The 26706-nt window shown below is 70.2% G+C and carries 28 protein-coding genes; 17 read left to right on the plus strand and 11 right to left on the minus strand.

All coding sequences use genetic code 11. From position 1 onward, the window contains the following. Nucleotides 1–188: 188 nt before the first annotated feature. The 10 genes from ACZ3I3_RS24975 (at nucleotide 189) to ACZ3I3_RS25020 (ending at nucleotide 8560) form a co-directional block, all read left to right on the plus strand. Nucleotides 189–626 carry a hypothetical protein gene (locus ACZ3I3_RS24975; protein ID WP_467368530.1) on the plus strand — a complete coding sequence of 146 codons (438 nt, stop codon included), beginning with the start codon at nucleotides 189–191 and terminating at the stop codon, nucleotides 624–626. Between the two features lie 273 nt (nucleotides 627–899). Then, nucleotides 900–1670: a F0F1 ATP synthase subunit A gene (gene atpB / locus ACZ3I3_RS24980; protein WP_467368667.1), complete on the plus strand. Its 771-nt coding sequence runs from the start codon at nucleotides 900–902 to the stop codon at nucleotides 1668–1670. A 74-nt stretch (nucleotides 1671–1744) separates the two neighbouring features. Next, nucleotides 1745–1978, plus strand: coding sequence for an ATP synthase F0 subunit C (gene atpE / locus ACZ3I3_RS24985; protein WP_143636214.1), 234 nt, complete (start codon nucleotides 1745–1747; stop codon nucleotides 1976–1978). A gap of 41 nt (nucleotides 1979–2019) precedes the next feature. Further along, nucleotides 2020–2568, plus strand: a complete 549-nt coding sequence (locus ACZ3I3_RS24990) for a F0F1 ATP synthase subunit B (protein ID WP_467368533.1) — start codon at nucleotides 2020–2022, stop codon at nucleotides 2566–2568. Further along, complete coding sequence (locus ACZ3I3_RS24995) at nucleotides 2565–3380, plus strand: F0F1 ATP synthase subunit delta (RefSeq protein WP_467368535.1); 816 nt, start codon at nucleotides 2565–2567, stop codon at nucleotides 3378–3380. The genes ACZ3I3_RS24990 and ACZ3I3_RS24995 overlap by 4 nt, the downstream gene beginning before the upstream one ends. A 126-nt stretch (nucleotides 3381–3506) precedes the next feature. Next, nucleotides 3507–5096 (plus strand): F0F1 ATP synthase subunit alpha, encoded by a 1590-nt coding sequence (gene atpA / locus ACZ3I3_RS25000; RefSeq protein WP_059417212.1) that lies wholly within the window; start codon nucleotides 3507–3509, stop codon nucleotides 5094–5096. Between the two features lie 21 nt (nucleotides 5097–5117). Then, a complete protein-coding gene (locus ACZ3I3_RS25005) occupies nucleotides 5118–6035 on the plus strand; it encodes a F0F1 ATP synthase subunit gamma (protein ID WP_467368537.1) in 918 nt (305 codons plus the stop codon). Beyond that, the gene (gene atpD, locus ACZ3I3_RS25010; RefSeq protein ID WP_279543680.1) at nucleotides 6036–7472 is read left to right on the plus strand and encodes a F0F1 ATP synthase subunit beta; all 1437 of its coding nucleotides are present in this window, start codon (nucleotides 6036–6038) and stop codon (nucleotides 7470–7472) included. A gap of 132 nt (nucleotides 7473–7604) precedes the next feature. Next, entirely contained in the window at nucleotides 7605–7982 is a 378-nt protein-coding gene (locus tag ACZ3I3_RS25015) for a F0F1 ATP synthase subunit epsilon (RefSeq protein WP_351410587.1), read from the plus strand. Nucleotides 7983–8113: 131 nt separating this feature from the next. Then, entirely contained in the window at nucleotides 8114–8560 is a 447-nt protein-coding gene (locus ACZ3I3_RS25020) for a DUF2550 domain-containing protein (protein WP_356037165.1), read from the plus strand. Nucleotides 8561–8569: 9 nt separating this feature from the next. Here the strand turns inward: ACZ3I3_RS25020 and ACZ3I3_RS25025 are convergent, their stop codons facing one another. From ACZ3I3_RS25025 to ACZ3I3_RS25035, 3 genes are all read right to left on the minus strand, one after another. After that, nucleotides 8570–10393 carry a glycosyl hydrolase family 18 protein gene (locus ACZ3I3_RS25025; RefSeq protein ID WP_467368541.1) on the minus strand — a complete coding sequence of 608 codons (1824 nt, stop codon included), beginning with the start codon at nucleotides 10391–10393 and terminating at the stop codon, nucleotides 8570–8572. Nucleotides 10394–10527: 134 nt separating this feature from the next. Further along, nucleotides 10528–11169, minus strand: coding sequence for a response regulator (locus ACZ3I3_RS25030; RefSeq protein ID WP_467368543.1), 642 nt, complete (start codon nucleotides 11167–11169; stop codon nucleotides 10528–10530). Then, a complete protein-coding gene (locus tag ACZ3I3_RS25035) occupies nucleotides 11166–12359 on the minus strand; it encodes a sensor histidine kinase (RefSeq protein ID WP_467368545.1) in 1194 nt (397 codons plus the stop codon). Before ACZ3I3_RS25035 ends, ACZ3I3_RS25030 begins: the two co-directional genes overlap by 4 nt. A gap of 153 nt (nucleotides 12360–12512) precedes the next feature. Between ACZ3I3_RS25035 and ACZ3I3_RS25040 the strand changes: the two genes are divergently transcribed. After that, nucleotides 12513–13091, plus strand: coding sequence for a hypothetical protein (locus ACZ3I3_RS25040; RefSeq protein ID WP_467368547.1), 579 nt, complete (start codon nucleotides 12513–12515; stop codon nucleotides 13089–13091). A 24-nt stretch (nucleotides 13092–13115) separates the two neighbouring features. On the opposite strand, the gene ACZ3I3_RS25045 is transcribed toward ACZ3I3_RS25040, so the two are convergent. The 3 genes from ACZ3I3_RS25045 to ACZ3I3_RS25055 are packed head-to-tail and all read right to left on the minus strand — an operon-like array spanning nucleotide 13116 to nucleotide 15243. Beyond that, a complete protein-coding gene (locus ACZ3I3_RS25045; protein WP_059417203.1) occupies nucleotides 13116–13688 on the minus strand; it encodes a cob(I)yrinic acid a,c-diamide adenosyltransferase in 573 nt (190 codons plus the stop codon). Nucleotides 13689–13701: 13 nt separating this feature from the next. Further along, nucleotides 13702–14451 (minus strand): ABC transporter permease, encoded by a 750-nt coding sequence (locus ACZ3I3_RS25050; RefSeq protein ID WP_467368549.1) that lies wholly within the window; start codon nucleotides 14449–14451, stop codon nucleotides 13702–13704. A gap of 9 nt (nucleotides 14452–14460) precedes the next feature. Next, on the minus strand, nucleotides 14461–15243 hold the full coding sequence (locus ACZ3I3_RS25055; RefSeq protein ID WP_467368551.1) for an ABC transporter ATP-binding protein: 783 nt from the start codon (nucleotides 15241–15243) through the stop codon (nucleotides 14461–14463). 79 nt (nucleotides 15244–15322) lie between these two features. Between ACZ3I3_RS25055 and ACZ3I3_RS25060 the strand changes: the two genes are divergently transcribed. From ACZ3I3_RS25060 to ACZ3I3_RS25075, 4 genes are all read left to right on the plus strand, one after another. Then, nucleotides 15323–15964, plus strand: coding sequence for a TetR/AcrR family transcriptional regulator (locus tag ACZ3I3_RS25060; RefSeq protein ID WP_467368553.1), 642 nt, complete (start codon nucleotides 15323–15325; stop codon nucleotides 15962–15964). A 126-nt stretch (nucleotides 15965–16090) separates the two neighbouring features. Beyond that, entirely contained in the window at nucleotides 16091–16939 is an 849-nt protein-coding gene (locus ACZ3I3_RS25065; protein ID WP_467368555.1) for a 3-hydroxyacyl-CoA dehydrogenase family protein, read from the plus strand. A gap of 149 nt (nucleotides 16940–17088) precedes the next feature. Continuing rightward, on the plus strand, nucleotides 17089–17412 hold the full coding sequence (locus ACZ3I3_RS25070; protein WP_003993003.1) for an STAS domain-containing protein: 324 nt from the start codon (nucleotides 17089–17091) through the stop codon (nucleotides 17410–17412). Nucleotides 17413–17677: 265 nt separating this feature from the next. After that, nucleotides 17678–20176, plus strand: coding sequence for an ATP-binding protein (locus ACZ3I3_RS25075; protein ID WP_467368557.1), 2499 nt, complete (start codon nucleotides 17678–17680; stop codon nucleotides 20174–20176). A 66-nt stretch (nucleotides 20177–20242) separates the two neighbouring features. On the opposite strand, the gene nucS is transcribed toward ACZ3I3_RS25075, so the two are convergent. Then, nucleotides 20243–20914 carry an endonuclease NucS gene (gene nucS, locus ACZ3I3_RS25080; RefSeq protein WP_190055002.1) on the minus strand — a complete coding sequence of 224 codons (672 nt, stop codon included), beginning with the start codon at nucleotides 20912–20914 and terminating at the stop codon, nucleotides 20243–20245. A 256-nt stretch (nucleotides 20915–21170) separates the two neighbouring features. Between nucS and ACZ3I3_RS25085 the strand changes: the two genes are divergently transcribed. Then, complete coding sequence (locus ACZ3I3_RS25085; protein WP_030246492.1) at nucleotides 21171–21563, plus strand: SCO5389 family protein; 393 nt, start codon at nucleotides 21171–21173, stop codon at nucleotides 21561–21563. A gap of 83 nt (nucleotides 21564–21646) precedes the next feature. Here the strand turns inward: ACZ3I3_RS25085 and ACZ3I3_RS25090 are convergent, their stop codons facing one another. After that, nucleotides 21647–22675, minus strand: a complete 1029-nt coding sequence (locus tag ACZ3I3_RS25090) for an LLM class flavin-dependent oxidoreductase (protein WP_467368560.1) — start codon at nucleotides 22673–22675, stop codon at nucleotides 21647–21649. A 261-nt stretch (nucleotides 22676–22936) separates the two neighbouring features. On the opposite strand from ACZ3I3_RS25090, the gene ACZ3I3_RS25095 reads away from it, so the two are divergent. Next, on the plus strand, nucleotides 22937–23269 hold the full coding sequence (locus ACZ3I3_RS25095; RefSeq protein ID WP_399416247.1) for an ATP/GTP-binding protein: 333 nt from the start codon (nucleotides 22937–22939) through the stop codon (nucleotides 23267–23269). Nucleotides 23270–23284: 15 nt separating this feature from the next. Here ACZ3I3_RS25095 and ACZ3I3_RS25100 read toward each other — a convergent pair whose 3' ends face one another. The 3 genes from ACZ3I3_RS25100 to ACZ3I3_RS25110 form a co-directional block, all read right to left on the minus strand. Next, nucleotides 23285–24154 carry an ABC transporter permease gene (locus ACZ3I3_RS25100; RefSeq protein ID WP_467368562.1) on the minus strand — a complete coding sequence of 290 codons (870 nt, stop codon included), beginning with the start codon at nucleotides 24152–24154 and terminating at the stop codon, nucleotides 23285–23287. Nucleotides 24155–24449: 295 nt separating this feature from the next. Next, nucleotides 24450–25790 carry an ABC transporter ATP-binding protein gene (locus ACZ3I3_RS25105; protein ID WP_467368563.1) on the minus strand — a complete coding sequence of 447 codons (1341 nt, stop codon included), beginning with the start codon at nucleotides 25788–25790 and terminating at the stop codon, nucleotides 24450–24452. Between the two features lie 144 nt (nucleotides 25791–25934). Next, a complete protein-coding gene (locus ACZ3I3_RS25110; RefSeq protein WP_467368565.1) occupies nucleotides 25935–26705 on the minus strand; it encodes an ABC transporter permease in 771 nt (256 codons plus the stop codon). Nucleotide 26706 lies beyond the last annotated feature (1 nt).

Here is a 26706-nt window from a genome sequence, read left to right on the forward strand (position 1 = left end):
GTGTGACTGCACGCACACCCTCAGGTAAAGACTGCATCAAATAGTTTGTGATACGGTTCACGAGAACCCCCCGGATAGAGCCGAAGGACCGCAGTGCGACGGTCCATTGGTGTGAGGTCTCCACTCAGCCCGGGACTACGCTCGTCCATGACGACACCCCTGCCCCCTGCGAAAGCGGAGTTGCCGCCATGCCGTCCAATGACGCCCGGATCCTGGCCCAGGCCGCCGTGCCCACGGCTGCCGTCGGTGCTGTCGCCGCCGTCATCAGTGGCGTGGTCGCCGGTGGCAAGGGGGCGGTCGGGGCGGTCGTCGCGACGCTGGTGGTGATCCTGTTCATGGGGATCGGGCTCTACGTCCTGCAGCGCACCGCCAAATCGCTTCCGCACCTTTTCCAGGCGATGGGTCTGATGCTCTACGCGGCGCAGATTCTGCTGCTGTTCGTCTTCATGGCCGCCTTCAAGAACACCACGTTGTTCCACCCCAAGGCCTTCGCTCTCACGCTCGTCGTCGGCACCCTCGCGTGGATCGCCGCACAGACGCGTGCCCACATGAAGGCCAAGATCCTTTACGTCGAGCCCGATTCGACGACGGGCGGGAAGCCCGAAAAGTCGGGGCACTCGTCGTGAGGGGTAGGGCCGGGATAAGTAGGCATGAGATCTCCTGCTATCGTCCGGTGCCAACTGCGGCATCGCGGGCGCGGGCATCCGAGCTGACGCCTGCTCCATCGCGAGGCGAGATGCCCCCCAGCCGCCCCCACATCCGTAACACCAGTCCCGTGCCGAACCGCGGCTCCGTGCCGCGCCGACACAACGAGGTTGCCGTACCCATGCGTCACGCCGAAGGAGCCCGCGGTGAGTGCTGACCAGACCCAGCTCGCCTTTGACTGGAGCTGTCGGATCATGTCCGACAACGGGTGTGGTTTTCCGGCTCCGGGCCTGCACTCGTTCCTCTTCAAGCCGATTGCCACGGTCGGGGGGTTCGAGTTCAACAAGGTGATGCTTCTTGCCCTCATCACCACGCTCCTGGTCATCACCTTCTTCACGCTCGCTTTCGGCAAGGCGAAGGTGGTGCCGGGCAAGCTCCAGATGGTCGGTGAAGCCGGCTACGACTTCGTCCGCCGCGGCATCGTCTACGAGACCCTCGGAAAGAAGGAGGGCGAGAAGTACGTCCCCTTGATGGTCTCGCTGTTCTTCTTCATCTGGATCATGAACATCTGGTCCGTGATCCCGCTGGCGCAGTTCCCGGTGTCGTCGATCATCGCGTACCCGGCGGTTCTGGCCGCGGTGGTCTACGTAACCTGGGTGTCGCTCACCTTCAAGCGGCACGGCTTCGTCGGGTTCTTCAAGAACGTCACCGGCTACGACAAGACGCTCGGCCCGGTGCTGCCGCTCGTGGTGGTCATCGAGTTCTTCTCGAACCTGATCGTCCGCCCCTTCACGCACGCGGTCCGACTCTTCGCCAACATGTTCGCCGGTCACCTGATGCTGGTGATGTTCACCGTCGCCTCCTGGTACCTGCTGAACAGCTGGATGATCCCGGCCGCCGGTGTCTCGTTCGTCATGACGATGGTCATGATCCTCTTCGAGCTCTTCGTGCAGGCCGTCCAGGCGTACGTGTTCGTCCTCCTGGCCTGCTCGTACATCCAGGGCGCTCTCGCCGAGCACCACTGAGCCCCCGCCCCTCAAGCCCCTGATCGTCCGGTGGCCAACCCCCGCCGGTCCATGAAAAAGAAGGAAGATTCAGCATGGCTGCCCTTGAGACCCTCGCCGCTGTCGAAGGCAACATCGGTTCCATCGGCTACGGCCTCGCCGCCATCGGCCCCGGCGTCGGCGTCGGCATCATCTTCGGTAACGGCACCCAGGCCCTCGCCCGCCAGCCCGAGGCCGCCGGCCTGATCCGTGCCAACCAGATCCTCGGCTTCGCCTTCTGTGAGGCGCTCGCCCTCATCGGCATCGTCATGCCGTTCGTCTACAACTGACGAACGCTGACGAGCCGAACCTTTCGACGAAAGGCACTGATGTGATCGCCAACCTGGTGCAGCTGGCGGCCGAGGAAGAGCAGAACCCGCTCATCCCTCCGGGCCCCGAGCTGCTCGTCGGCACCATCGCCTTCGCCATCGTGTTCTTCTTCTTCTGGAAGAAGCTGCTTCCGAACATCAACAAGGTTCTGGAGGAGCGCCGCGCGGCGATCGAAGGCGGTATCGAAGAGGCCGAGACCATGAAGGTCGAGGCCCAGAGCGTCCTTGAGCAGTACAAGGCACAGCTCGCCGAGGCCCGGCACGAGGCCGCGCGCCTGCGCCAGGAGGCGCAGGAGCAGGGTGCCGCGCTCATCGCCGAGATGCGGGCCGAGGGCCAGCGTCAGCGCGAGGAGATCGTCGCCGCGGGCCACACCCAGATCGAGGCCGACCGCAAGGCCGCGTCGTCCGCGCTCCGTCAGGACGTCGGCAAGCTCGCCACCGACCTGGCCGGCAAGCTCGTCGGCGAGTCCCTCGAGGACCACGCCCGCCAGAGCCGCGTGATCGACCGGTTCCTCGACGACCTCGAGGAGAAGGCCGAGGCCGGCCGATGAACGGAGCGAGCCGCGAGGCCCTGGCAGCCGCACGAGAGCGTCTCGACGCGCTGACGGACTCCACGTCCGTGGACGCCGGCGCGCTCGCCGACGAACTGGCCGCCGTCACCGCGCTGCTCGACCGCGAGGTGTCGCTGCGTCGGGTCCTCACCGACCCGGCGCAGGCCGGCGAGGCCAAGGCCGAACTGGCCCAGCGTCTCCTCGGCACCCAGGTCAGCGGCCCGGCCGCCGACCTGGTCGCCGGAATGGTGCGCTCCCGCTGGTCGCAGTCGCGCGACCTGGTGGACGCCCTGGAGGAGCTGGCCAGCACCGCCGACCTCACCGCCGCGCAGAAGGCGGGCAAGCTCGACGACGTCGAGGACGAGCTGTTCCGCTTCGGGCGGATCGTCTCCGGCAGCATCGATCTGCGTGCCGCGCTGACCGACCGCAAGGCCACCACCTCGGCCAAGGGCGAGCTGCTGCGCAGCCTGCTCGGCGGCCGGGCGCAGGCGGCCACCGAGCGTCTGGTGACGCGCCTTGTGACCGCGCCGCGGGGACGTAGCCTGGAGTCGGGACTGGAGTCCCTGTCCAAGCTCGCCGCCGAGCGCCGGGACCGCATGGTCGCCACCGTCACCTCGGCGGTACCGCTGAGCGACGTGCAGAAGCAGCGCCTGGGCGCTGCCCTCGCGAAGCTCTACGGGCGCACGATGCACCTCAACCTTGACGTGGACCCCGAGGTCATCGGCGGAATCCGGGTGCAGGTCGGCGACGAGGTCATCAACGGCTCCCTCGCGGACCGCATCGAGGACGCCAGCCGCCGGCTCGCGGGCTGAGCAGCAACTCAATAGGCACAACGTACTTACGACGGCCCTGGTTGGGCCGTGCAGAAGAATCCTGGGGGTCGCCCCCAGACCCCCAAAGTGAAACTTCGGGCCCAACAAGGAGAGCAGGGAACCCAGATGGCGGAGCTCACGATCCGGCCGGAGGAGATCCGGGACGCGCTGGAGAACTTCGTCCAGGCGTACAAGCCGGACGCGGCCTCGCGCGAGGAGGTCGGTACGGTCACCTTCGCCGGCGACGGTATCGCGAAGGTCGAGGGTCTGCCCTCGGTCATGGCCAACGAGCTGCTGAAGTTCGAGGACGGCAGCCTCGGTCTCGCCCTCAACCTCGAGGAGCGCGAGATCGGCTGCGTCGTCCTCGGCGAGTTCAGCGGCATCGAGGAGGGGCAGCCGGTCAGCCGTACCGGCGAGGTCCTGTCCGTCGCGGTCGGCGAGGGCTACCTCGGCCGCGTCGTGGACCCCCTCGGCAACCCGATCGACGGCCTCGGCGAGATCGAGACCGACAGCCGTCGCGCCCTGGAGCTGCAGGCTCCGGGCGTCATGGTCCGTAAGTCGGTGCACGAGCCGATGGAGACGGGCTACAAGGCCGTCGACACGATGACCCCGATCGGCCGTGGCCAGCGTCAGCTGATCATCGGCGACCGCCAGACCGGCAAGACCGCCCTGGCCGTCGACACCATCATCAACCAGCGCGACAACTGGCGCACCGGCGACCCGAACAAGCAGGTCCGCTGCATCTACGTCGCCATCGGCCAGAAGGGCTCCACCATCGCCGGCGTGCGCGGCGCTCTGGAGGAGGCCGGCGCGCTGGAGTACACGACCATCGTCGCCGCCCCGGCGTCCGACCCGGCCGGCTTCAAGTACCTGGCGCCCTACACCGGTTCGGCCATCGGCCAGCACTGGATGTACCAGGGCAAGCACGTCCTGATCATCTTCGACGACCTGTCGAAGCAGGCCGACGCCTACCGCGCCGTGTCGCTGCTGCTGCGCCGCCCGCCGGGCCGTGAGGCCTACCCGGGTGACGTCTTCTACCTGCACTCCCGTCTGCTGGAGCGCTGCGCCAAGCTCTCCGACGAGATGGGCGCCGGCTCGATGACCGGTCTGCCGATCGTCGAGACGAAGGCCAACGACGTCTCGGCGTTCATCCCGACCAACGTCATCTCCATCACCGACGGCCAGTGCTTCCTGGAGTCGGACCTGTTCAACGCCGGTCAGCGCCCCGCGCTGAACGTCGGTATCTCGGTCTCCCGAGTCGGTGGTTCCGCCCAGCACAAGGCGATCCGCCAGGTCTCCGGCCGTCTGCGTGTGGACCTCGCCCAGTTCCGTGAGCTGGAGGCGTTCGCCGCCTTCGGTTCCGACCTGGACGCCGCGTCCAAGGCTCAGCTGGAGCGTGGTCAGCGCATGGTCGAGCTGCTCAAGCAGCCGCAGTACCAGCCGATGGCCACCGAGGACCAGGTCGTCTCCATCTGGGCCGGCACCACCGGCAAGATGGACGAGGTTCCGGTCGCCGACATCCGCCGCTTCGAGAAGGAGCTGCTGGAGTACCTGCACCGCAAGGAGCAGGGTCTGCTGACCTCCATCCGCGAGGGCGGGAAGATGTCGGACGACACGCTCCAGGCCATGGCCGACGCCATCGCGGAGTTCAAGAAGCAGTTCGAGACCTCCGACGGCAAGCTGCTCGGCGAGGACGCCCCGGCTGCCGGCAAGTGACGTAAGGAAGGGACCTGACTCATGGGAGCCCAGCTCCGGGTCTACAAGCGTCGCATCCGTTCCGTCACCGCGACCAAGAAGATCACGAAGGCGATGGAGATGATCGCCGCCTCGCGCGTCGTCAAGGCGCAGCGCAAGGTGGCGGCGTCCACGCCGTACGCGACCGAGCTCACCCGGGCGGTCGCGGCGGTCGCCACCGGATCGAACACCAAGCACCCGCTGACGACGGAGCCGGAGAACCCGACCCGCGCCGCGGTCCTGCTCCTCACGAGCGACCGCGGCCTGGCCGGCGCCTTCAACTCCAACGCCATCAAGGCCGCGGAAAGGCTCACGGCGAAGCTCGAGGGTGAGGGCAAGGAGGTCGTCAGCTACATCGTCGGCCGCCGTGGTCTGGCCCACTACAACTTCCGCGAGCGCAAGGTCGCGGAGTCGTTCACGGGCTTCACCGACGAGCCGTCGTACGCGGACGCCAAGAAGGTCGCGGCCCCGCTGATCGAGGCCATCGAGACGGAGACGGCCGAGGACGGCGTGGACGAGCTCCACATCGTCTACACCGAGTTCGTGTCGATGATGACGCAGACGGCCATCGAGGCCCGGCTGCTGCCGCTCAGCCTCGACGAGGTCGCGCAGGAGGCCAAGCCCAAGGGCGAGATCCTCCCGCTGTTCGACTTCGAGCCCTCGGCGGAGGACGTCCTGGACGCCCTGCTGCCGCGCTACGTGGAGAGCCGGATCTACAACGCGCTGCTCCAGTCGGCCGCCTCCAAGCACGCCGCCACGCGGCGCGCGATGAAGTCGGCCACCGACAACGCCGGAGAGCTCATCGAGACGCTCACCCGGCTTGCCAACCAGGCCCGCCAGGCCGAAATCACCCAGGAAATCAGCGAGATCGTCGGTGGCGCCAGTGCCCTGGCCGACGCGACCGCGGGGAGTGACCGATAAATGACCACCACTGTTGAGACCGCGACGGCTACGGGCCGCGTCGCCCGGGTCATCGGCCCGGTCGTCGACGTGGAGTTCCCCGTCGACGCGATGCCCGAGATCTACAACGCCCTGCACGTCGAGGTCTCCGACCCGGCGCTCGCGGGCGAGAAGAAGACGCTGACCCTGGAGGTCGCCCAGCACCTGGGTGACGGCCTGGTCCGCGCGATCTCCATGCAGCCCACCGACGGCCTGGTCCGCCAGGCTCCCGTCGTCGACACCGGCGCGGGCATCTCCGTCCCGGTCGGCGACTTCACCAAGGGCAAGGTGTTCAACACCCTCGGTGAGGTACTGAACAGCGACGAGGCCTACGAGGGCGAGCGCTGGTCCATCCACCGCAAGGCCCCCGCGTTCGACCAGCTCGAGTCGAAGACCGAGATGTTCGAGACGGGCCTGAAGGTCGTCGACCTTCTCACCCCGTACGTCAAGGGCGGCAAGATCGGTCTGTTCGGTGGTGCCGGTGTCGGCAAGACCGTGCTGATCCAGGAAATGATCATGCGTGTCGCCAACCTCCACGAGGGCGTCTCCGTCTTCGCGGGCGTCGGCGAGCGCACCCGTGAGGGCAACGACCTCATCGCGGAGATGGAAGAGTCCGGCGTTCTGGACAAGACCGCCCTGGTCTTCGGCCAGATGGACGAGCCCCCGGGCACCCGTCTGCGCGTGGCCCTGGCCGGCCTGACGATGGCGGAGTACTTCCGTGACGTCCAGAAGCAGGACGTGCTGTTCTTCATCGACAACATCTTCCGCTTCACCCAGGCCGGTTCCGAGGTGTCGACCCTGCTCGGCCGTATGCCCTCCGCGGTGGGCTACCAGCCGAACCTGGCCGACGAGATGGGTGTGCTCCAGGAGCGCATCACCTCGACCCGTGGTCACTCGATCACCTCGATGCAGGCGATCTACGTCCCCGCGGACGACCTGACCGACCCGGCCCCGGCCACCACCTTCGCCCACCTCGACGCGACGACGGTTCTGTCCCGTCCGATCTCCGAGAAGGGCATCTACCCGGCCGTGGACCCGCTGGACTCCACGTCCCGGATCCTCGACCCGCGGTACATCTCGGCGGACCACTACAACGCCGCGATGCGCGTGAAGAACATCCTGCAGAAGTACAAGGACCTGCAGGACATCATCGCGATCCTCGGTATCGACGAGCTCGGCGAGGAGGACAAGCTCGTCGTCCACCGTGCCCGTCGCGTGGAGCGCTTCCTGTCCCAGAACACCCACGCCGCCAAGCAGTTCACCGGCGTGGACGGTTCGGACGTGCCGCTGGACGAGTCGATCGCCGCGTTCAACGCGATCTGCGACGGCGAGTACGACCACTTCCCGGAGCAGGCGTTCTTCATGTGCGGTGGTCTCGAGGACCTGAAGAAGAACGCGAAGGAGCTGGGCGTCTCCTGAGCCTCGCGCTCGACACATGAGCCTCGTGCTCATGACGGAGGGGGCGGGCGCGTCCCGCCCCCTCTGTCACGCCCATTAGACTTGTAACCAACACCCGGCACTCCCGCCGGGTGGTGACCCGAGGAGCCACCCTTGGCTGCTGAGCTGCACGTCGCGCTGGTCGCGGCCGACCGTGAGGTCTGGTCCGGCCAGGCCACCCTGGTCGTCGCGCGCACCACGTCCGGCGACATCGGCGTCATGCCCGGTCACCAGCCGCTGCTCGGTGTGCTGGAGTCGGGCCCGGTGACCATCCGTACGAGTGATGGCGGGACGGTCGTCGCCGCGGTCCACGGCGGTTTCATCTCGTTCGCGGACGACAAGCTCTCGCTGCTGGCCGAAGTCGCGGAGCTGTCGGACGAGATCGATGTCCAGCGCGCGGAGCAGGAGCTGGAGCGTGCGAAGGCGGAGGACGACGCGGAGGCTAAGCGCCGCGCGGACGTCCGTCTGCGTGCGGCCACGGCGGCGCGCTGACTCAAGCCCGTCGTGTGATGACGTCACTCAGCCGCGGCTGGGTACCGGAGAGATCCGGACCCAGCCGCGGCTGAGGCGGATGTGGGTGTTTTTTACGTTCCGTTACCTAGGAGACGAGGAGGTCGGTGTCGATGGTCCTCGCTCTGACTGTGTGCGGAATTGTCGTGGCCCTCGTGGTGGTGGGACTGTTCGTCTTCGGTCTGCGGCGCCGGCTCATCCAGCGCTCGGGCGGCACCTTCGACGCCAGCCTGCGCTGGGACACGCCGGAGGAGGGGGACAAGAACGGCAAGGGCTGGGCGTACGGGGTGGCCCGGTACAACGGCGACCGCGTCGAGTGGTTCCGTGTCTTCTCCTACTCGCCGCGCCCCCGCCGGATCCTGGAGCGGTCCGCGATCGAGGTGGCCGGCCGCCGGGTCCCGGAGGGCGAGGAGGAGCTGGCGCTCCTCTCCGACCACGTGATCCTCGCCTGTCTGCACCGGGGGACCCGGCTGGAGCTGGCCATGAGCGAGGACGCGCTGACCGGTTTCCTCGCGTGGCTTGAGGCAGCCCCGCCCGGTCAGCGTGTCAATGTCGCCTAGGGCTGTTCGTCAGTCGAGCCCGTTGTCGATGGCGGTCACCAGCTCACCGTTGCCGGTGTCGCCGCTGAACTCCCAGAAGAACGCTCCGCCCAGGCCCTGGTTCTTGGCCCAGTTCATCTTCCCGGCGATCGTCGACGGGGTGTCGTAGGACCACCAGTTGCTGCCGCAGTGTGCGTACGCCGTGCCGGCGATGGTGCCGGTGGCGGGGCAGGAGTTCTTGAGGACCTTGTAGTCCTCGATGCCCGCCTCGTACGTACCGGGAGCCGCGCCGGTCGCCGATCCGCCCGGGGCGGACTGGGTCACGCCGGTCCAGCCGCGGCCGTAGAAGCCGATGCCGAGCAGGAGCTTGGCGGACGGCACGCCCTTCGCCTTGAGCTTGGCGATCGCGTCGGCCGAGTTGAACCCGGCCTGCGGGATGCCCGGGTACGAGGTGAGCGGGGAGTGCGGGGCCGTCGGGCCGTCCTTGTCGAAGGCGCCGAAGTAGTCGTACGTCATCACGTTGTACCAGTCGAGGTACTGCGCGGCGCCGCCGTAGTCGGCCGAGTCGATCTTGCCGCCGGAGGAGCCGTCGGCGGTGATGGCCGCGGTGACCAGGTAGTCCGGGCCGAACTCGGTGCGCAGCGCCGACATCAGGTTCCTGAAGGCCGCGGGGCCCGAGGTGTCGCAGGTCAGGCCGCAGGCGTTCGGGTACTCCCAGTCGATGTCGATGCCGTCGAAGACGTCGGCCCAGCGCGGGTCCTCCACGACGGCCTTGCAGGACTTGGCGAACGCGGCGGCGTTCTGCGCCGCCTGGCCGAAGCCGCCCGAGTAGGTCCAGCCGCCGAACGAGTACAGCACCTTGATGTGCGGGTACTTCGCCTTGAGCTGGCGGAGCTGGTTGAAGTTGCCGCGCAGCGGCTGGTCCCAGGTGTCGGCGGTGCCGCTGACGGACTGGTCGGCGGTGTAGGCCTTGTCGTAGGCGGCGTAGGTGTCGTCGACCGTGCACTGGCCGTTCTTGACGTTGCCGAAGGCGTAGTTGATGTGCGTGATCTTCGACGCCGAGCCCGAGGTCACCAGGTTCTTGACGTGGTAGTTGCGGCCGTAGACGCCCCACTCGGTGAAGTAGCCGAGCTTGATCTTGTCGCCCTTGGGCGGCTCGGTCGTGCCGCCGGTGGTGCGCACGGCGCGGGCGCCGCTGACCGGGCCGGTCTGGTCGGCGGTGTCACGCGCCTGGACGGAGTAGGAGTAGTCGGTGGCCTTGGTCAGGCCCGTGTCGGTGTACGACGTGCCCGTCACGGTGGCGACCTTGGCGCCGTCGCGCAGGACGTCGTAGTTCTTGACGCCCTTGTCGTCGGTGGCGGCGGACCAGGTCAGCTTCACCGAGGTGTCGGTGATGTCGGAGGCGGTCGGCGTGCCGGGGGCGCTGGGTGCGCTGTCGCCCGGTTCGGTGCTGCCGCCGTCGCAGCTGCCCCCGTTGAGCTTGCACTTCGCGGGGGAGCCGGTGCCGCTGCCGTTGAAGCCGAAGGAGACGGAGGCGCCGGGGGCGAGGGTCCCGTTCCAGGACTTGTTCTTCGCGGTCCAGTGGGTGCCCGAGGAGGTGACGTCGGCGTCCCAGGTGGAGGTGACGGACGTGCCGGAGGGGAAGTCCCACTCGACGGTCCAGGAGCTGAGGGTCGTGGTGCCGGTGTTCTTCACCGTCCACTTGCCTTCGAAGCCGGAGCCCCAGTCCTGCGTCTTGGTGTAGCTCGCGGTGGCGGATGTCGCGGCCTGGGCCGGGCTCGCGAGGCCGACGAGACCGGCCAGCGGGAGCAACAGGGTCGCGAACCCTGCCGCGGCTCTGTGTCTGAAGCGCATGCTGCGCCTCCTCGATGGAGTTGTGGGGGCGTGACTGAGCCTCACGCCCACTCATGGTGCGGTGAGAATAGAAAGGTCTGGACCACCGGTCAATAGGTCTGGACCACCCTGGGCCCGGAGCGGTCTGCGACCCGTCAGATCCCCAACTCCTGCGCGAGCACCGCCGCTTGCACCCGGCTGCGCAGCTCCAGCTTCCCCAGCAGGCGGCTGACGTGCGTCTTCACGGTCGCCTCGGCCATGTCGAGCCGCTCGGCGATCCCCGCGTTGGACAGGCCCTCGCCGAGACAGGACAGCACCTCGCGCTCACGCCGGGTCAGCCGGTCGAGGACGGCCGGATCGGCCGCGGGCTCCCGGGCCGGCTTCGCCGCGAACTCCGCGATCAGCCGCCGCGTGACCGCCGGGGCGATCAGCCCCTCCCCGCGCGCCACCGTCCGCACGGCCTCCAGCAGGTCCTTCGCCTCGGTGTTCTTCAGCAGGAAGCCGGACGCGCCCGCCCGCAGCGCCCCGAAGACGTACTCGTCGAGGTCGAAGGTGGTCAGCACCAGCACGTCGGCGAGCCGTTCCGTCACCACCTGCCGGGTCGCCGACACCCCGTCCAGCCGTGGCATCTGAACGTCCATCAGCACCAGGTCCGGCCGCAGCTCCCGGGCCAGTGCCACCGCCTGCTCGCCGTCCGCCGCCTCGCCGACCACCTCGATGTCGGGAGCGCTGCGCAGGATGAGGACCAGGCCCGCGCGGACAGCGGACTGGTCCTCGGCGACCAGGACGCGAATCATTCGGGTTCTCCTTCGACGGTGTCGTGGACGGGCAGGGTGGCGCGCACGGCCCAGATCTTGCCGTCCGGCGAGTCCTCCGGGCCGGCCTCGAACGTGCCGTCCAGCAGCGCGACGCGTTCCCGCATGCCGACCAGACCGGCGCCCGAGCCGGGGGCGCTCGGCCCCTCCCGGTCGCCGTACGGGCTGGTCACCGCGACGGTCAGCACGCCGTCCCGCTGGGCGAGGGACACCTCGACCCGGCCGGGTCCGGCGTGCTTGAGGGCGTTGGTGAGGGACTCCTGGACGATGCGGTAGGCGGCGAGTTCGACGGGCGCGGGGACCGTGCCGTGAGCGGCGTCGAGCGTGACGTCGAGGCCGTTGGTGCGGGCGCCCTCGACCAGCGCGCCGAGCCCGTCGAGGGTGGGGGCGGCGACCGGGGCGAGGTCGCCGGCGGAGTCCCGCAGGATCCCGATGAGCCGCCTCATCTCCGCGAGCCCCGCCACGCTGTTCTCGCGGATGACGGTCAGGGCCTCCTGGGAGGTCTTCGGGTCGTCCAGGGAGAGCGCGGCCGTGGAGTGGATGGCGATCGCGGACAGGTGGTTGGCGACCATGTCGTGCAGTTCGCGGGCCATCCGGGCGCGCTCGGCGGTGACCGCCTGGGTGCGGTCCATCTCGGCGAGCAGCGCGGTCTGCGCGGCGCGCAGCCGGGCCGCCTCGGCGGCGTCGCGATGGTTGCGGACGATCAGGCCGGTTGCGGCGGGCGCGAAGGCCACCAGGCCGGTGACCACGCCGATCAGCAGCGCCTCGGGCTCGCGCCACAACGCGAACGGCACCACCAACCCGGCCACCGACAGCAGCCCGGTGATCCTGGGGATGCGGTGGGCCGAGGTGGGCGGGCCGTACAGGACGGCCGCGTACATGAGGTCCGTGTACATCAGGACCGTGACCAGGTTGCCCTGCGTGACGGTGTCCAGGACGATCGCGGCCGTGCCGATCAGCAGGGCGATGCGCGGGGCGGTCCGGCGCAGCAGCTCGCAGCCGGCCATGACCAGCAAGGGCAGCAGGACCGGCCAGCGTCCCGGCAGCAGGACGTACGCCTCCGTGCTGGGACGGGTGGCCAGGCCGATCCCCCACAGCAGCAGCCCGCCGAGCAGACTGCCCAGCGCGACGTACACGTCGAAGCGGCGGGAGCGGGCGAGTCGTACGGCCATGGCCCCATCCAACATGGCCGCCGGGCCCCCGCGCGTGATCCCCGCGAAGGGTCCCCGACTGCATCTTTCGATGTAGCGCGGGTTCGTCAGTCGCGACGACGATTCCGGCCGCGCCCACCGGGAGCCTGGAAGGGTGACCGAGAGGAGCGCATCGTGATCGTCGCCTTGATCGCCGCCTGTGAGATCGGCTTCTGGGTGCTGTTGGCGGCCGGACTGGCCTTCCGCTACCTGCTGCGCATGCGGCGTACGGGACTGGCGCTGCTGCTGTGCGAGCCGGTGCTGGAGGTCGTTCTGCTGGTCGTCACCGCGCTGGACCTGAAGAACGGGGCCGAGCCGAACTGGACGCACGGGCTGGCCGCGCTGTACATCGGCTACACCGTCGGGCACGGCCATCGCACCGTGCAGTGGCTCGACGGCCACGCGGCCCACCGCTTCGGCGGCGCCCCGCCGCCACAGCGGCCCCCGCGCTACGGCATGGCACGGGCCCGTCACGAGGGCAAGGTCTGGACGGGCACGCTGGTGGGCACGGCCGTCGCGACCGTGCTGCTCCAGGTCGCCATCTGGTACGTGGACGACCCGAGCCGCGTCACGTCCCTGGAGAGCTGGCGCTACGTGGCCTGGCGCACCGCCGGGATCCACGGTCTGGTCGCGCTGAGCTACTGGATCTGGCCGCGGAAGGCTCCGGCGGGCGAGTCCGAGGTGCCCGTGGAGAAGGAGAGAGTGCAGCGGTAGGGCCGGCCGGTATCCCGGCCGTGGTCAGCGCTCCCCGCCCGGCACCCACAGCACGTCCCCGACCTCCTTGTTCGCCGTCCTCGCGAGGATGAACAGGAGGTCGGAGAGGCGGTTGAGGTAGGTGGCCGTCAGGGGGTTCATGACCTCTCCGTGGGCCTCCAGGGCCGCCCAGGTCGAGCGCTCCGCCCGGCGGACCACCGTGCAGGCCTGGTGGAGCAGCGCCGCGCCGGGCGTGCCGCCGGGGAGGATGAAGGAGCGGAGCTTCTCCAGGCCCTCCAGGAAGTGGTCGCAGTCCGCCTCCAGCTTGTCGACGTAGGACTGCTCGACCCGCAGGGGCGGGAACTCCGGGTTCTCCACCACCGGCGTCGACAGGTCCGCGCCCACGTCGAACAGGTCGTTCTGCACGCGGGTGAGGACCTTGACGACCTCCTCGTCCAGGCCGCCCAGCGCGATCGCCGTGCCGATCACCGCGTTCGCCTCGTTGGCGTCGGCGTACGCGGCGATCCGCAGGTCGGTCTTGGCGACCCGGCTCATGTCGCCGAGGGCGGTGGTGCCCTGGTCGCCGGTCCTGGTGTAGATGCGCGTCAGATTGACCATGTGGCCAGCGTAGTTAGGCTCCGGCCGTTCGGAACACGCGTGTGCCCACTGTCACGGACAGGGCCGTGAAACCGACGGCCACCAGCACGCCGTACAGCATGTGCGCCGTGGCGTAGGAGCCGACGAAGGCGTCGCGGACGGCGTCGACCAGATAGCGGAACGGCATCAGGTGCGACAGCACGTCCAGCCAGGCCGGGCCCAGGCTCATCGGGAGCATCAGCCCGGACAGCAGCATCGACGGCATGGTCAGCGCGTTGATCGCCGGGCCGAAGGTCTGCGGGGTGTGCAGCTTCATGGCCAGCGCGTACGACAGCGAGGCCAGCGAGAGCGAGAGCAGGGCGACGAAGCCGAACCCGATCAGCACGCCGGGCAGCGGCGCCCGCAGGCCCATCGCCACCGCCGCCAGCACCAGCAGCACGGCCTGGAAGACGAACACCGTGGCGTCCCTGAGCACCCGGCCGAGCAGCAGGGCCAGTCGGCTGACGGGGGTGACGCGCATGCGTTCGACCACCCCCTGGCCCTTCTCGATGAGGATCGAGAAGCCCGCGAACGAGGCTCCGAACAGGCCCAGTTGCAGCAGCAGGCCGGGCACGAGCAGCTGCCAGGAGCTGCCCCGCCCGCCGAGCGGCAGATCCGTCAGCAGGGGGCCGAAGAACAGCAGGTACAGCAGCGGCATCAGCACGCCGAAGAGCAGTGCGAAGCGCGAACGCAGGGATTGACGGAGGTAGCGGCCGTAGACGAGGGCCGTGTCCTGGATCAGCATCGAGACTTCTTAGACGGCTACGGGGGCGGCGTCGGCCGGCGCGGCACTGCGGCCGGTGATGGCGAGGAAGGTGTCCTGGAGCGAGGCGTCGATCGAGCCGCCGTACCGGAGCTTCAGCGCGCTCGGCGTGCCCTCGGCGACGACCACTCCCTGATCGACGACGACCAGCCGGTCGGAGAGGGCGTCGGCCTCGTCGAGGTAGTGCGTGGTCAGGAAGACGGTCGTGCCGTGCTCGTCGCGCAGCCGGCGCACCAGGTCCCACAGGTCGGCCCGGCTGCCCGGGTCGAGACCGGTCGTCGGCTCGTCGAGGAACAGCACCTTGGGGCGGTGGGTGAGCGCCATCGCGATGTCCAGGCGGCGCCGCTGCCCGCCGGAGAGCGCCGCGCACTTGCGGTCGAGGAATTCGGTGAGGCCCAGGTCGCGGGCCAGTTCCCCGGCGCGCTCGGCGGCCCGCGCCTTCGTCAGCCGGTACAGACGCCCCTGGGTGACGAGCTCCTCCCGCACGCTGATCTGGGGGTCGACCCCGCCGGACTGCGCCACGTACCCGCAGGCCCGCCGCACCCCGGCCGGGTCGGTCGCCAGATCGCAGCCCGCGACGGTGGCGGCGCCGCCGGTCGGTTCCAGCAGGGTCGTCAGCATCCGCAGGGTGGTCGTCTTGCCGGCCCCGTTCGGGCCGAGGAAGCCGAGGATCTCGCCCTCGCGGACGGTCAGGTCGATGCCGCGCACGGCCTGGACCGGGCCACGTTTGGTCTGGAAGGTACGCGCCAGAGCGGACGTACTGATGATTGCCATGGCCCCAGAAAAACAGAGTCACTTAAAAATTGCAACGTCCCCAAGTTTTCACCGAACCCAAGGAAGCTAGGATTCGTGCATGGCAGAGGGGCTCAGGGAGCGGAAGAAGCGCGAGACCAGGCAGCGCATCTCGGACATCGCCACCGGTCTGTTCCTGGAGCACGGGTTCGTGACGGTGACGATGGCGGACGTGGCGGAGGCGGCCGACGTCTCGGTGAACACCGTCTACAACTACTTCCCGGCCAAGGAGGACCTCTTCTTCGACCGCTCCCAGGGGGTCGTCGACCGGCTCTCGCGCTGGGTGCGCGGCCGGGACGCGGGGGAGTCGGCCGCCCGGGCGGTGCTGCGCGAGCTGCGTGCCGAGATCGAGGCCGTCTCCCCTCGGATGGGCCTCGACGAGGGCTACGACCGTTTCATGCGCTGCATCGAGGAGGCGCCGCCGCTGCGCTCCCGGCTGTGGAGCATTCAGCAGGAGATCCAGGGCAACCTGGCGGCGACCCTCCGGGAGGAGACGGGTGCCGGGGACGGCGACCCGCTGCCGGGGCTGATCGCCGGCCAGATCTGCTGGGTCCACGGCACCGTCTTCGCCGCGATCGGCCGCGAGATGAGCAAGGGGCGCAACCCGGACGAAGTGTCACGGGAGATGCTGGTTCTCCTCGACGACATCGAGGAGCTGTTGAGCGAGAAGGTGCTCAACTACGCCGTCCGGGGCGCGGGGTGACACCTGCCGGTGTGATGTCCGTCATGTGAGACGTGACGCGCATTACTTACTGGTCACACAGGCCCTCACGAACGCTAGTGTCCGCCCGAGAGGCAGACATATACAGCGCGTCAGGGGAGTCGCACAGTGGCACGGAAGCTCGCCGTCATCGGAGCCGGCCTCATGGGATCCGGCATCGCCCAGGTCTCCGCACAGGCAGGCTGGGACGTGGTCCTGCGCGACGTCACCGACGAGGCGCTGACCCGGGGCACCGACGGCATCAAGGCGTCGTACGACAAGTTCGTCGCCAAGGGCAAGCTGGAGGCGCACGACGCCGACGCCGCCCTCGCCCGGATCACCGCGACCACCGACCTGGACGCCGTGGCCGACGCGGACGTCGTCGTCGAGGCCGTGTTCGAGAAGCTCGAGGTCAAGCACGAGATCTTCCGCGCGCTCGACAAGCTCGTGAAGGACGAGGCCATCCTCGCCTCCAACACCTCCGCCATCCCGATCACCAAGATCGCGGCCGCGACGGAGCGCCCCGAGCGGGTCGTCGGCACGCACTTCTTCTCGCCGGTGCCGATGATGCAGCTGTGCGAACTGGTCCGCGGCTACAAGACCAGCGACGAAACCCTCGCCAAGGCCCGGGAGTTCGCCGAGTCGGTCGGCAAGACCTGCATCGTCGTCAACCGCGACGTCGCCGGCTTCGTGACGACCCGTCTCATCTGCGCCCTGGTCGTCGAGGCCGCGAAGCTGCAGGAGTCGGGCGTCGCGACCGCCGAGGACATCGACCTCGCCTGCAAGCTGGGCTTCGGCCACGCCATGGGCCCGCTGGCGACGGCCGACCTGACGGGCGTCGACATCCTGCTGCACGCCACGAGCAACATCTACACCGAGTCCCAGGACGAGAAGTTCGCGGCCCCCGAGTCGATGCGCCGGATGGTTGACGCCGGTGACATCGGACGCAAGAGCGGGCAGGGCTTCTACAAGCACTGAAACCGCACATGCCCCGGGAGCATCACACCCCCGGGTGAATTCGGTATCGGTTCGCTTACAAGAAGCAACCTCTGCCCCCCTCACGCAGTCAGAGGTTGCATCACCGGCATCAGAACGCGGAGCACGAGACGCACGCACGGGGAGCGCATATGCACATCAGGGGCGACCACGCCGAGCTGGTCGTCGGGGGCCGCCTCGACGTCCGGAGCGCGGCGGACGCCCGTACGGTCCTGCACTCGGCCGTCGACGACGGAGTCGGCGACCTGGTGCTGGACCTGTCCGAACTGGACTCCTGGGACGCCACCGGACTCGGTGTGATCATGGGAGCTCACCGGCGGGCCGGCCGCTGCGGCCGGCGCCTGGTCCTGCGCGGCGTGCCGCCGCAGATGCAGCGCCTGCTGGTGGCCACCCGCCTGCACCGGATCCTGGCGATCGAGGGGGGCATCGGGGTGGAGACATTGCCTCGCGTGTGACGTTCTGTGCGGGTGTGAACCGGGCGACCGGGGAGACCCGGACGGACATCGCCTCGTGCGACGCGCACAATCCTCACGAGACCGTGACGTCTCGGACGGCGCGGTACCCCGGACTGTCGTAGATACTGTGCGAAGGTTTAGGGTTCGGCTGCCCGCTGCCTTGAAACCCTATCTGCGGGCCCGGACCAGAAGCGACAGCGCGGTGTGCAGCAAGGCCGGGAGGGGCTTTTCAGAGCACACACACGCTTTTGGGGGGCTTTGACCTATGGACCCGAACACCCGGGGACCCGAGGAGTACGGCCACGACGGCGACAGTGGGTCGCCGCGCCAGCGCCCGCCCAGGGATTCCCTCACACCCGACTTCAGTCAGCACGCTCCCGCGCTCGCCCGCACGGTGCAGCTCGTCTCCGGCGACTTCCTGCTGACCGTCAACCCCGTCGACGGCAGCGAGATAGAAGCCTGCCCGCCCGCCGAACGGCCCGCCCGGCCCGTGAAGCTCACGGCCGCGGAGCGCGCCGAGGCCGAGCGCGCGGCCCGGCCGCCCGTACCGCCCGGCCCCGCGCAGCCCAGCCTGCCGCTGCTGGCCCGCCAGGACGAACGCGAGCGGCTGGTGCGCCTGCTCGCCCGCGGCCGCTCGGTCCGCCTCACCGGCCCGGCCGGCTGCGGCCGCACCCGCCTCCTCGACCTCGTGGGCGAGGACTGCTCCGACCTCGCCCCCGACGGGGTCGTCCGCCTGAACGGCTTCGGCCGCAGCTCCGGCGACCTGCTGTACGACCTCTTCTACGCGGTGTACAACGCCCCCCTGCACCGCCCGGAACGGGACGAACTGCTCACCTTTGTCCGGGAGATCGGCGCGGTCGTCGTCGTCGACGACCTGGAGTTCGGCGGCGCCGCGCTCGACGAGCTGCTGGAGGCCACCCCCGAGTGCGCCTTCCTGCTCGGCGCCACTCCGGACGTGCCGGCCCCTGCCGCCGACTCCGGCGTCGAGGAGGTCCTCCTCGGTGGCCTGGAACGCGCCGCCGGGCTCGACCTGCTGGAACACGCCGTCGGCCGGCCCCTCACCGACGAGGAGTCCAACTGGGCGGGTGACCTCTGGTTCGAGTCCGAGGGCCTGCCGCTGCGCTTCGTGCAGGCCGGCGCCCTGCTGCGGCAGCGCGACCGGCTGCGCGCCGGGACCAGCGCCGTCGACGCGTTCGGCGTCTTCGAGGACGCGCCCCCGGCCGACGCCTCCGACGCGTACGACGCCGCCGACGGGGACGACGTACCGCTGCCCTCGCTCGGCGAGGCCGCCGCGCCCGCGCCGCTGCTGGCCTCCCGGCTGAGCGCCTCCGCGCGCGCCACCCTGCGGTTCGCCGTCGCCCTCGGCGGCGAGGTGCCCCACCAGGCGCATCTGCCCGCCCTGGTCGGCGACACCCACGCGGACGCCGCGCTCGGCGAACTGGCCTCTTGCGGCCTGGTCTCCCCGGTCGGCTCCCGCTACCGGCTCGCCGCCGGTGTCCTGGCCCAGCTGGAGGCCGCCGGATACGCCGACGAGGCCGAGGCGGGCGCCCGCAGCGCCGCCCAGCACTACTCCTGGTGGGCCGGGCACCCCTCGGTCACCCCGGAGCGTGTGTGCGCCGAGGCCGACGCCCTCCTCGCCGCCCTGGCCGTGCTCGGGCCGCTCACCGGCCCGGCCGCCGAGGGCGAGGAGAGCCCGGCCGTGCACCTGGCCCGCACCGCCGCGCCCGCGTTCGCCGCCGGACTGCACTGGGGTGCCTGGGAACGCGCCCTGCACCTCGGCTCCGAGGCCGCCCGGCTCGCCGACGACGTCGCCGAACAGGCCTACTTCCACCACGAGCTCGGCATCCTCGCCCTGTGCGGCGGACAGCTCGACCGGGCCCGGGCCGAACTGGAGACCTCGATCGGCCTGCGCGGCTCCCTCTCCGACAAGCGCGGCACCGTCGCCGGCCGTCGGGCCCTCGCCCTGGTCGCCGACCGCTCGGGCACGCCGATCGGACTCGGGCCGACCGCGGGGGAGGAGGTGCCCGACGCCCGGTACGAGGAGTCGCCGTCCCCGGCCGGCGGTGTGCCGGCGGCCTTCCCGACCCTCCAGCAGCCGCCCTCGCCGACCCTGGTCACCAGTCAGAGCTCGCCCGCACCCTCGCGCAAGGCCCGGGGCGGGCTCAAGGGCCTGGCCCGGCGCAACCTCGTGGCCGCCGGGGCAGGTGCCCTGCTCGTCGCCGTGCTCGGCACGGTGGTGACCCTCGGCGCCACGTCCGACAAGGAGGCGAACCCGCCGTCCGACCAGGTCGGCGTCAACCCCTCGGCCAGCCAGGGCGTCGACGACGGCAGCCTGGGCGCCGACCGGCCGGCGAACGACAGCAACGGCGACACGGGCGCGGCGACGAGCCGCCCGACCGATCCGGGTCCGGACGGTACGCCGGGCACCTCGGACGATCCGACGCCGACGGGCAGCCTCAGTGCTTCCCCGAGCCCCAGCGGCTCCGGGCCGACGTCGAAGCCGCCGACGACCTCGCAGCCGCCGGCCACGTCCAAGCCGCCGACGACCTCCAAGCCCCCCACGACGTCGAAACCGCCGACGACGTCCAAGCCGCCCACGACGTCGAAGCCGCCCACGTCTCAGCCGCCGACCTCACAGCCGCCGACGTCCCAGCCGCCGACCTCACAGCCGTCCACCTCGGACTCGGCCAGCGGCCCGGCGTCGAGCGCCCCCGCGAGCACCACCGCGAGCGCGCCGGAGAGCAGCCCGGACCCGGTGATCTGACGGCCGAACAGCAGGGCCGGGTCCGTTCTGCGGACCCGGCCCTGTTCGTCGTGTACGTGCGGTGTGTCAGAACAGCCGCAGTTTGTCGTCCTCGATGCCCCGCAGCGCGTCGTAGTCGAGGACCTGGCAGCCGATGCCGCGGTCGGTCGCGAGGACGCGGGCCTGGGGCTTGATCTCCTGGGCGGCGAAGATGCCGCGGACCGGGGCGAGATGGGGATCGCGGTTCAGCAGCTCCAGGTAGCGCGTCAGCTGCTCCACGCCGTCGATCTCACCGCGCCGCTTGATCTCCACCGCGACGGTCTTGCCGTCGGCGTCCCGGCACAGGATGTCGACCGGCCCGATGGCCGTCGGGTACTCGCGGCGGATCAGGGTGTAGCCCTCGCCGAGTGTCTCGATGCGGTCGGCGAGCAGCTCCTGGAGGTGCGCTTCCACGCCGTCCTTGATCAGACCGGGATCGACGCCCAGTTCGTGCGAGGAGTCGTGGAGGACTTCCTCCATCGTGATGATGAGCTTCTCACCCGCCTTGTTGACGACGGTCCAGACGCCCTCGTCCTCGCCGGTGCCCTCCTTCAGCGTGCAGGGCGGCGACATCCAGTTCAGGGGCTTGTAGGCCCGGTCGTCGGCGTGGATCGAGACGCTGCCGTCCGCCTTCACCAGGATCAGGCGCGGGGCCGAGGGAAGGTGGGCGGTGAGCCGCCCGGCGTAGTCCACGGAGCAGCGGGCAATGACGAGACGCATGGTCGGCAACGCTACTCGACGGGCGGGTGTCGACGCGATTCGCCCTGGAAAACACGTGTTCGGTATTGGCCGATTGTGTGCAGGGTGTGGTCATCTGGAGTGCCTCATCTGCGCATTCTCCTGGTGCGGTCACCGTCGGTTGCTTACGGTATGAACGGGAGGTCGCGATGTGTGTACGCAGCGTGTCCGGTATCGCGAACTCCCTTATCTGTCCGGCAACCCCTGCCCGCCGGGCGGGGGTGCGAGAGGAGAACTCATGTCGCTCGACGTCTCACCGGCCCTACTCGAACAGGCCGAGCGAGGCGAGGTCGACGAAGCGGAATTCGTCGACTGCGTCCGGACCTCCCTGCCCTATGCGTGGGAGATGATCAGCTCCCTGGTGGCACAGCTGAAGGTGGACGGCGGTGCGTTCGCCGACAACCAGACGCCTCCGCCGGACGAGCAGGCACGCGGTCAGTTGCTGCGTGCGCTTGCGAGTGACGCGATACGCGGCGCGCTGCAGCGGCACTTCGGTGTGCGACTGGCCTTCCAGAACTGCCACCGGGTGGCCGTGTTCCCGCTTGACTCCTCGGTCGACGAGAAACTGGGCCGCTTCACGTCGGTCCGCAGCCAGGTGCTCAACCAGTCACCCGAGTTCCGGGACTGCTGACGCGGCGCCGCTTGCTTGCCGCTCCGTACGCGGGAGGTGCAGTTCTGTACCGGAGCGGCAAGCCCCAGGAACCCACCGCGTGGTCAGGCGAGTTGGGGGAGCACCTCGGCCCCCAGCCGCCGTACGTTCTCCTCCGTCGCCGCCAGGTCCCCGGAGCCCTCGACGAGCAGGGCGAAACGGGAGATGCCGGTCCGCTCGCTGGTCGCCGCCAGCCGGTCGGCGCACAGCCGCGGGGTGCCCACCGGGTGCAGCCCGCAGAGCAGTTCGGTGTACGCCAGCGGGTCGCGCATCCGGCGCGTGCGCCCGTCGACCGTGACATGCGCCTCCAGGCCCTGCTTCAGCCAGCCCGGCATCGCCTTCAGCAGCGTCTCCGCCGCGTCGACCCGCCGGTCCGCGATCTGGCAGACGCCCGCCGACACATGGGACGCGCGGTGGATCTCCTCCGCCGGCCGCCCGCACGCCCGCGCGTGCTGCCGCCACAGGGCGACCATCTCCGCCTTCTCCTCGTCCCCCACGTGCATCCCGAGGAGCATCGACAGTCCGCGCTCGGCCGCCAGCCGCACGCTCGCCGGGGACGTGCACGCGACGACCAGCTCGGGGCCCTCGGCCTCGGCCAGGGCCTCCGACGGCCGGGGGACCACCGGGACTTCGCGGAAGCGGAAACGTTCCCCGTCGGCCGCCACGGACGCGTCGCGCAGCCAGCGCACCAGGACGTCCAGGGACTCCGGGAACCCCTTCTCGTACGCCTCCAGGCCCGCGCCGAACACCTCCAGGTCGACCCACGGGCCGCCACGCCCGACGCCGAGCGTGAAACGGCCGTCGCTCGTGTGGTGCAGCAGCGCGGCCTGTTCGCCGAGGGCCACGGGGTGGGTGGTGGGCAGCACGCTGACCGCCGTACCGACCCGGATGCGGCGGGTGCGGCCGAGCAGTAAGGCGGCCAGGGTGATGGCCGACGGGCACGTGCCGTACGGCACGAAGTGGTGCTCGGCCAGCCAGACCGTGTCGAGCCCGGCCTCCTCGGCCACCTCGGCCGAGCGGACCGCGCGGTGCAGCGCCTCTCCCTCGCCCTGACCGGGGAACTGGGCCGCCAACACGAAACTTCCAACGCGCATTGCTTTCCTGCTTCCTTGGCTCCGACACGGAGCTCCCCCACAGGGCATAACCGTCTGACACGTGCCGAGGACACGGCCGGTCGGGCTAATTTGCGGATTGTCTGCAGAATGGGCCGTTCCGCGGGAGCCCGGGGAGAGATCCCGGCGGGGCCCGCCCTGCCCGGCGAGGGACTTGCGAGGATTGATGGCGTACGTGTACCCCCCTCCGCGCCGCGTAGGCTGGGCCCGCCACGTGTCCTGTATAGCCCCGAGAGGTGTCCCGTGTCCCCGCGTCGCAACCGACCCAAGGGCGCCGCTTCGTCCGGCCGGAGCGCCGAGGACGACCGCCCCGGCCGTTACGGCGGCTGGCAGTCCTCGGAGAACTGGCAGGGCGAGAACTGGAGCGTGCGGCACGTGGCCGGCGCGAGCGCACAGGGCAAGTCCTACCGCTGCCCCGGCTGCGAGCAGTTGATCCCGGACGGGGTGCCGCACGTGGTGGCCTGGTCCGAGCACACGGGCGTCGACGACCGCCGGCACTGGCACAAGGCCTGCTGGAACGCGCGGGACCGCCGCACCCCCGGGGTGCAGCGGTCCCGTAACGCGCCGAGGTTCTAGCCCTCTTCCTACGACTCAGACGTCCCGCTTCTCCAGCAGCGCGAAGGCGGCGGCGAACGCGACGGCCGTCACGCCGAGGATGATCCACAGCGGGTCCCAGCCGGACGGGCCGGACGGGCTGAGGGATGCGGAGTAGAAGACGCTGAGCTGGTTCGGGATCGAGTACTCGAGCAGGGCGTCGCGGACGGCCGACAGCGACTCCGAGAACATGAACAGCGCGATCACCAGAGGGGCGAGCACGGCGCCGATCATGATGGTGATGGCGCCCGCCGAGTGCCGGATGATCGAGCCGACGGCGAGCGAGAGCAGGCCCAGCAGCGCGATGTAGGCCGACATGCCGACCGTGGCCTTCAGCCACTCCCCGCCGGAGGGGGACTTGACGCCGTCGCCCTCCAGCATGGCCACGTGCAGGAAGGCGACGAGCGACGCGGACACCAGCGTCACCACGAACGCGACCAGGAAGAACACGATGCCCTTCGCCGCGAGCACCCGGCCCCGGCTCGGGCACGCGACCATCGTGGTGCGGACCATGCCCGTGCCGTACTCCGAGGCCGTGGTCAGCACGCCCAGCGTGATGATGCACATGCTGCCGAGCAGCAGCCCGAAGAAGCCCAGGCCGAGCGGGCTCTCGCCGGACAGGGCCGGGTCGGAGTTGGCCACCACGATGCCGGTCAGCGTGCCGATGCCGATGACGAGCAGGACGAACACGCCGAGCGTCCACATAGTGGAGCGCACCGACCTGATCTTCGTCCACTCGGAGGCGATGGCATGCCCGAGGTGCGTCCGCACGACCGGGATCGGCGAGGTGTAACCGGAGTACGAAGAACCGGGCGCCGCCTCCCAGGTGGGCGCGGCCGGCGGCATCTGAGGCTGAGGGCTGCTCATCGGGGGTCCTCGGGCTTGGTCAGGTCGGAGGCCGGGGCGGAGACCGGCGCGGTGTACGTGGCGGGTACCGGGCTGTCGGCCGGCGGTGTGTACGCGTCAGCCGGGGCCGCGGGGGTCCAGGGTGCTGCGGGGCTGCTCGCCGAAGGGCCTCCGGCTCGGGCGGGCCGGAGGTCGGGGGCGGAGACCGGCGTGGCGTGAGCGGCGTGCGGCCGCGGGGCCGGCCGGGTGGCCGACTGCGCGGGCGCGCCTGCCCCGGCCGCGGGCCCGGCGGGGGCCCAGGGTGCTGCGGGGCTGCTCATCGAGGGTCCTCCGGCTTGGTCAGGTCCGGGGCCGGGGCGGAGGTCGACGGCGTGGGCGCGCCCGCCTGGGCCGCGGGCCCTGCCGGGGCCTCGGGGCTGCCCTGCGGTGCCTGCGCGGCGGGCATGGCCGGGGCCTGGGGCGGCGCCTGGCCGGAGGGCTGCGACGCCTGCGGTGCAGGCTGCGTCGGCGGCTGCGGTGTCCGGCCCGCCGGCTGGGCGTACGGGTTCGGGGTTCCCGGGCCGGGGGCGCCCGGGGCCCCCGGTGCGCCGTACGGGGCGCCCTGCGGCGGCGTCGCGAAGGGGTGTGCGCCCGGCTGGGGCGGCGGCGGGGCGTACCAGTCGGGCTGGCCCTGTCCGGGCACCGGCATCGGGGGCTGTGCCCCGGGCGGCAGCTGCTGCTGGAGCCCTTCCTTCTGGTCGATGGTCGAGCGGTAGTCGACGGCGCCCTGCGTCATCCGCATGTACGCCTCCTCCAGCGAGGCCTGGTGCGGCGACAGTTCCCACAGCCGGACGTCGTGGTCGTGCGCGATGTCGCTGATGCGGGGGAGCGGCAGCCCCATCACGCGCAGCGCGCCGTCCTGCTCGGGCAGCACGTGCCCGCCCGACTCGGTGAGCGCGGCCGACAGCTTCTCGCGCTGCTGCGGCTCGGTGTCCGGCGTGCGGACCCGTGCGAAGTCCGCGGAGTTCGCGGAGATGAACGCCGTCACGCTCATGTCGGCCAGGAGCTGCCCGCGGCCGATGACGATGAGATGGTCGGCGGTCAGCGCCATCTCGCTCATCAGGTGCGAGGAGACGAAGACCGTACGGCCCTCCGCCGCGAGCGCCTTCATCAGGTTGCGCACCCAGAGGATGCCCTCGGGGTCGAGGCCGTTGACCGGCTCGTCGAACAGCAGCACCTGCGGGTCGCCGAGCAGCGCGGCGGCGATGCCCAGCCGCTGTCCCATGCCGAGGGAGAAGCCCTTGGACCGCTTCTTGGCCACGTCCTGGAGGCCGACGACCCCGAGCACCTCGTCCACCCGCCTGGCCGGGATGCCCGACAGCTGGGCCAGGCACAGCAGGTGGTTGCGGGCGGCCCGGCCGCCGTGCACGGCCTTGGCGTCCAGCAGGGCACCGACCTGACGGGGGGCGTTGGGCAGCTTGCGATACGGGTAGCCGCCGATCGTCACGTGCCCGGCCGTCGGGTTGTCCAGGCCGAGGATCATCCGCATCGTCGTCGACTTGCCTGAGCCGTTCGGTCCGAGGAAGCCGGTGACGGCCCCCGGCCGTACCTGGAAGGAAAGGTTGTACACAGCGGTCTTGTCGCCGTAGCGCTTCGTCAGGCCGACTGCTTCGATCATGCTCCGCACCCATCGCAAGGTTCAGGACAGCGGGGCACACGCCCCCGTAAGGGTTAGGAGGATATCGAGGCGCTGACGGTTCCGCCCAAATGAAAGTAAAGGGGAGAGCGTGACGCGCCCCGGCAGCCCCCGGGGCGCGCCTGCCTAGGCGTCGCGCTTCTTCAGCAGCACGTACCCGCCGACCAGCGCCGCGAGCACCCACAACCCCATGATCCCGAGGCCGCCCCACGGCCCGTACGGGACGTCGTCGCCGACGGGCGTGACCACCTGCATGATCCGGCTGCCGGCCTGGTCGGGCAGGAACCGGCCGACCTTCTTCGTCGCGTCGACATTGCCCAGGATGTTGGAGATCAGGAAGAAGAACGGCATCAGGATGCCCAGCGACAGCATCGGCGAGCGCAGCATCGCGGCGACGCCCATCGAGAACATCGCGATGAGGGCCATGTAGAGGCCGCCGCCGAACACCGCCCGCAGCACCCCCGGGTCGCCGATCTCCGCCCGGTGCTCACCCAGCATCGCCTGCCCCAGGAAGAAGGCGGCGAAGCTGGTGACGAGACCGACCAGGAGAGCGAGACCGCCGGCCACCGCGATCTTGCTGAACAGGAAGGAGCCGCGCTGCGGCACCGCGGCCAGCGAGGTGCGGATCATGCCGGTGCTGTACTCGTTCGACACCACCAGCACACCGAACACGATCATCGCGAGCTGCCCGAGGCTCATCCCCGCGAAACTGATGAACGTCGGATCGAACTCCGCCCGCTGCTGCGCGCCCATGGAGTCGAACTCGTTCTTGGACAGGGCCGAGATCAGCATGCCGAGGGCGACCGTCACGACCACCACCAGCGACAGGGTCCACACCGTGGACGCCACCGACCGGATCTTCGTCCACTCCGACCGTACGACCTGAGTCGTCGCCATG

It is taken from the genome of Streptomyces sp. NPDC016851, from assembly GCF_055562795.1.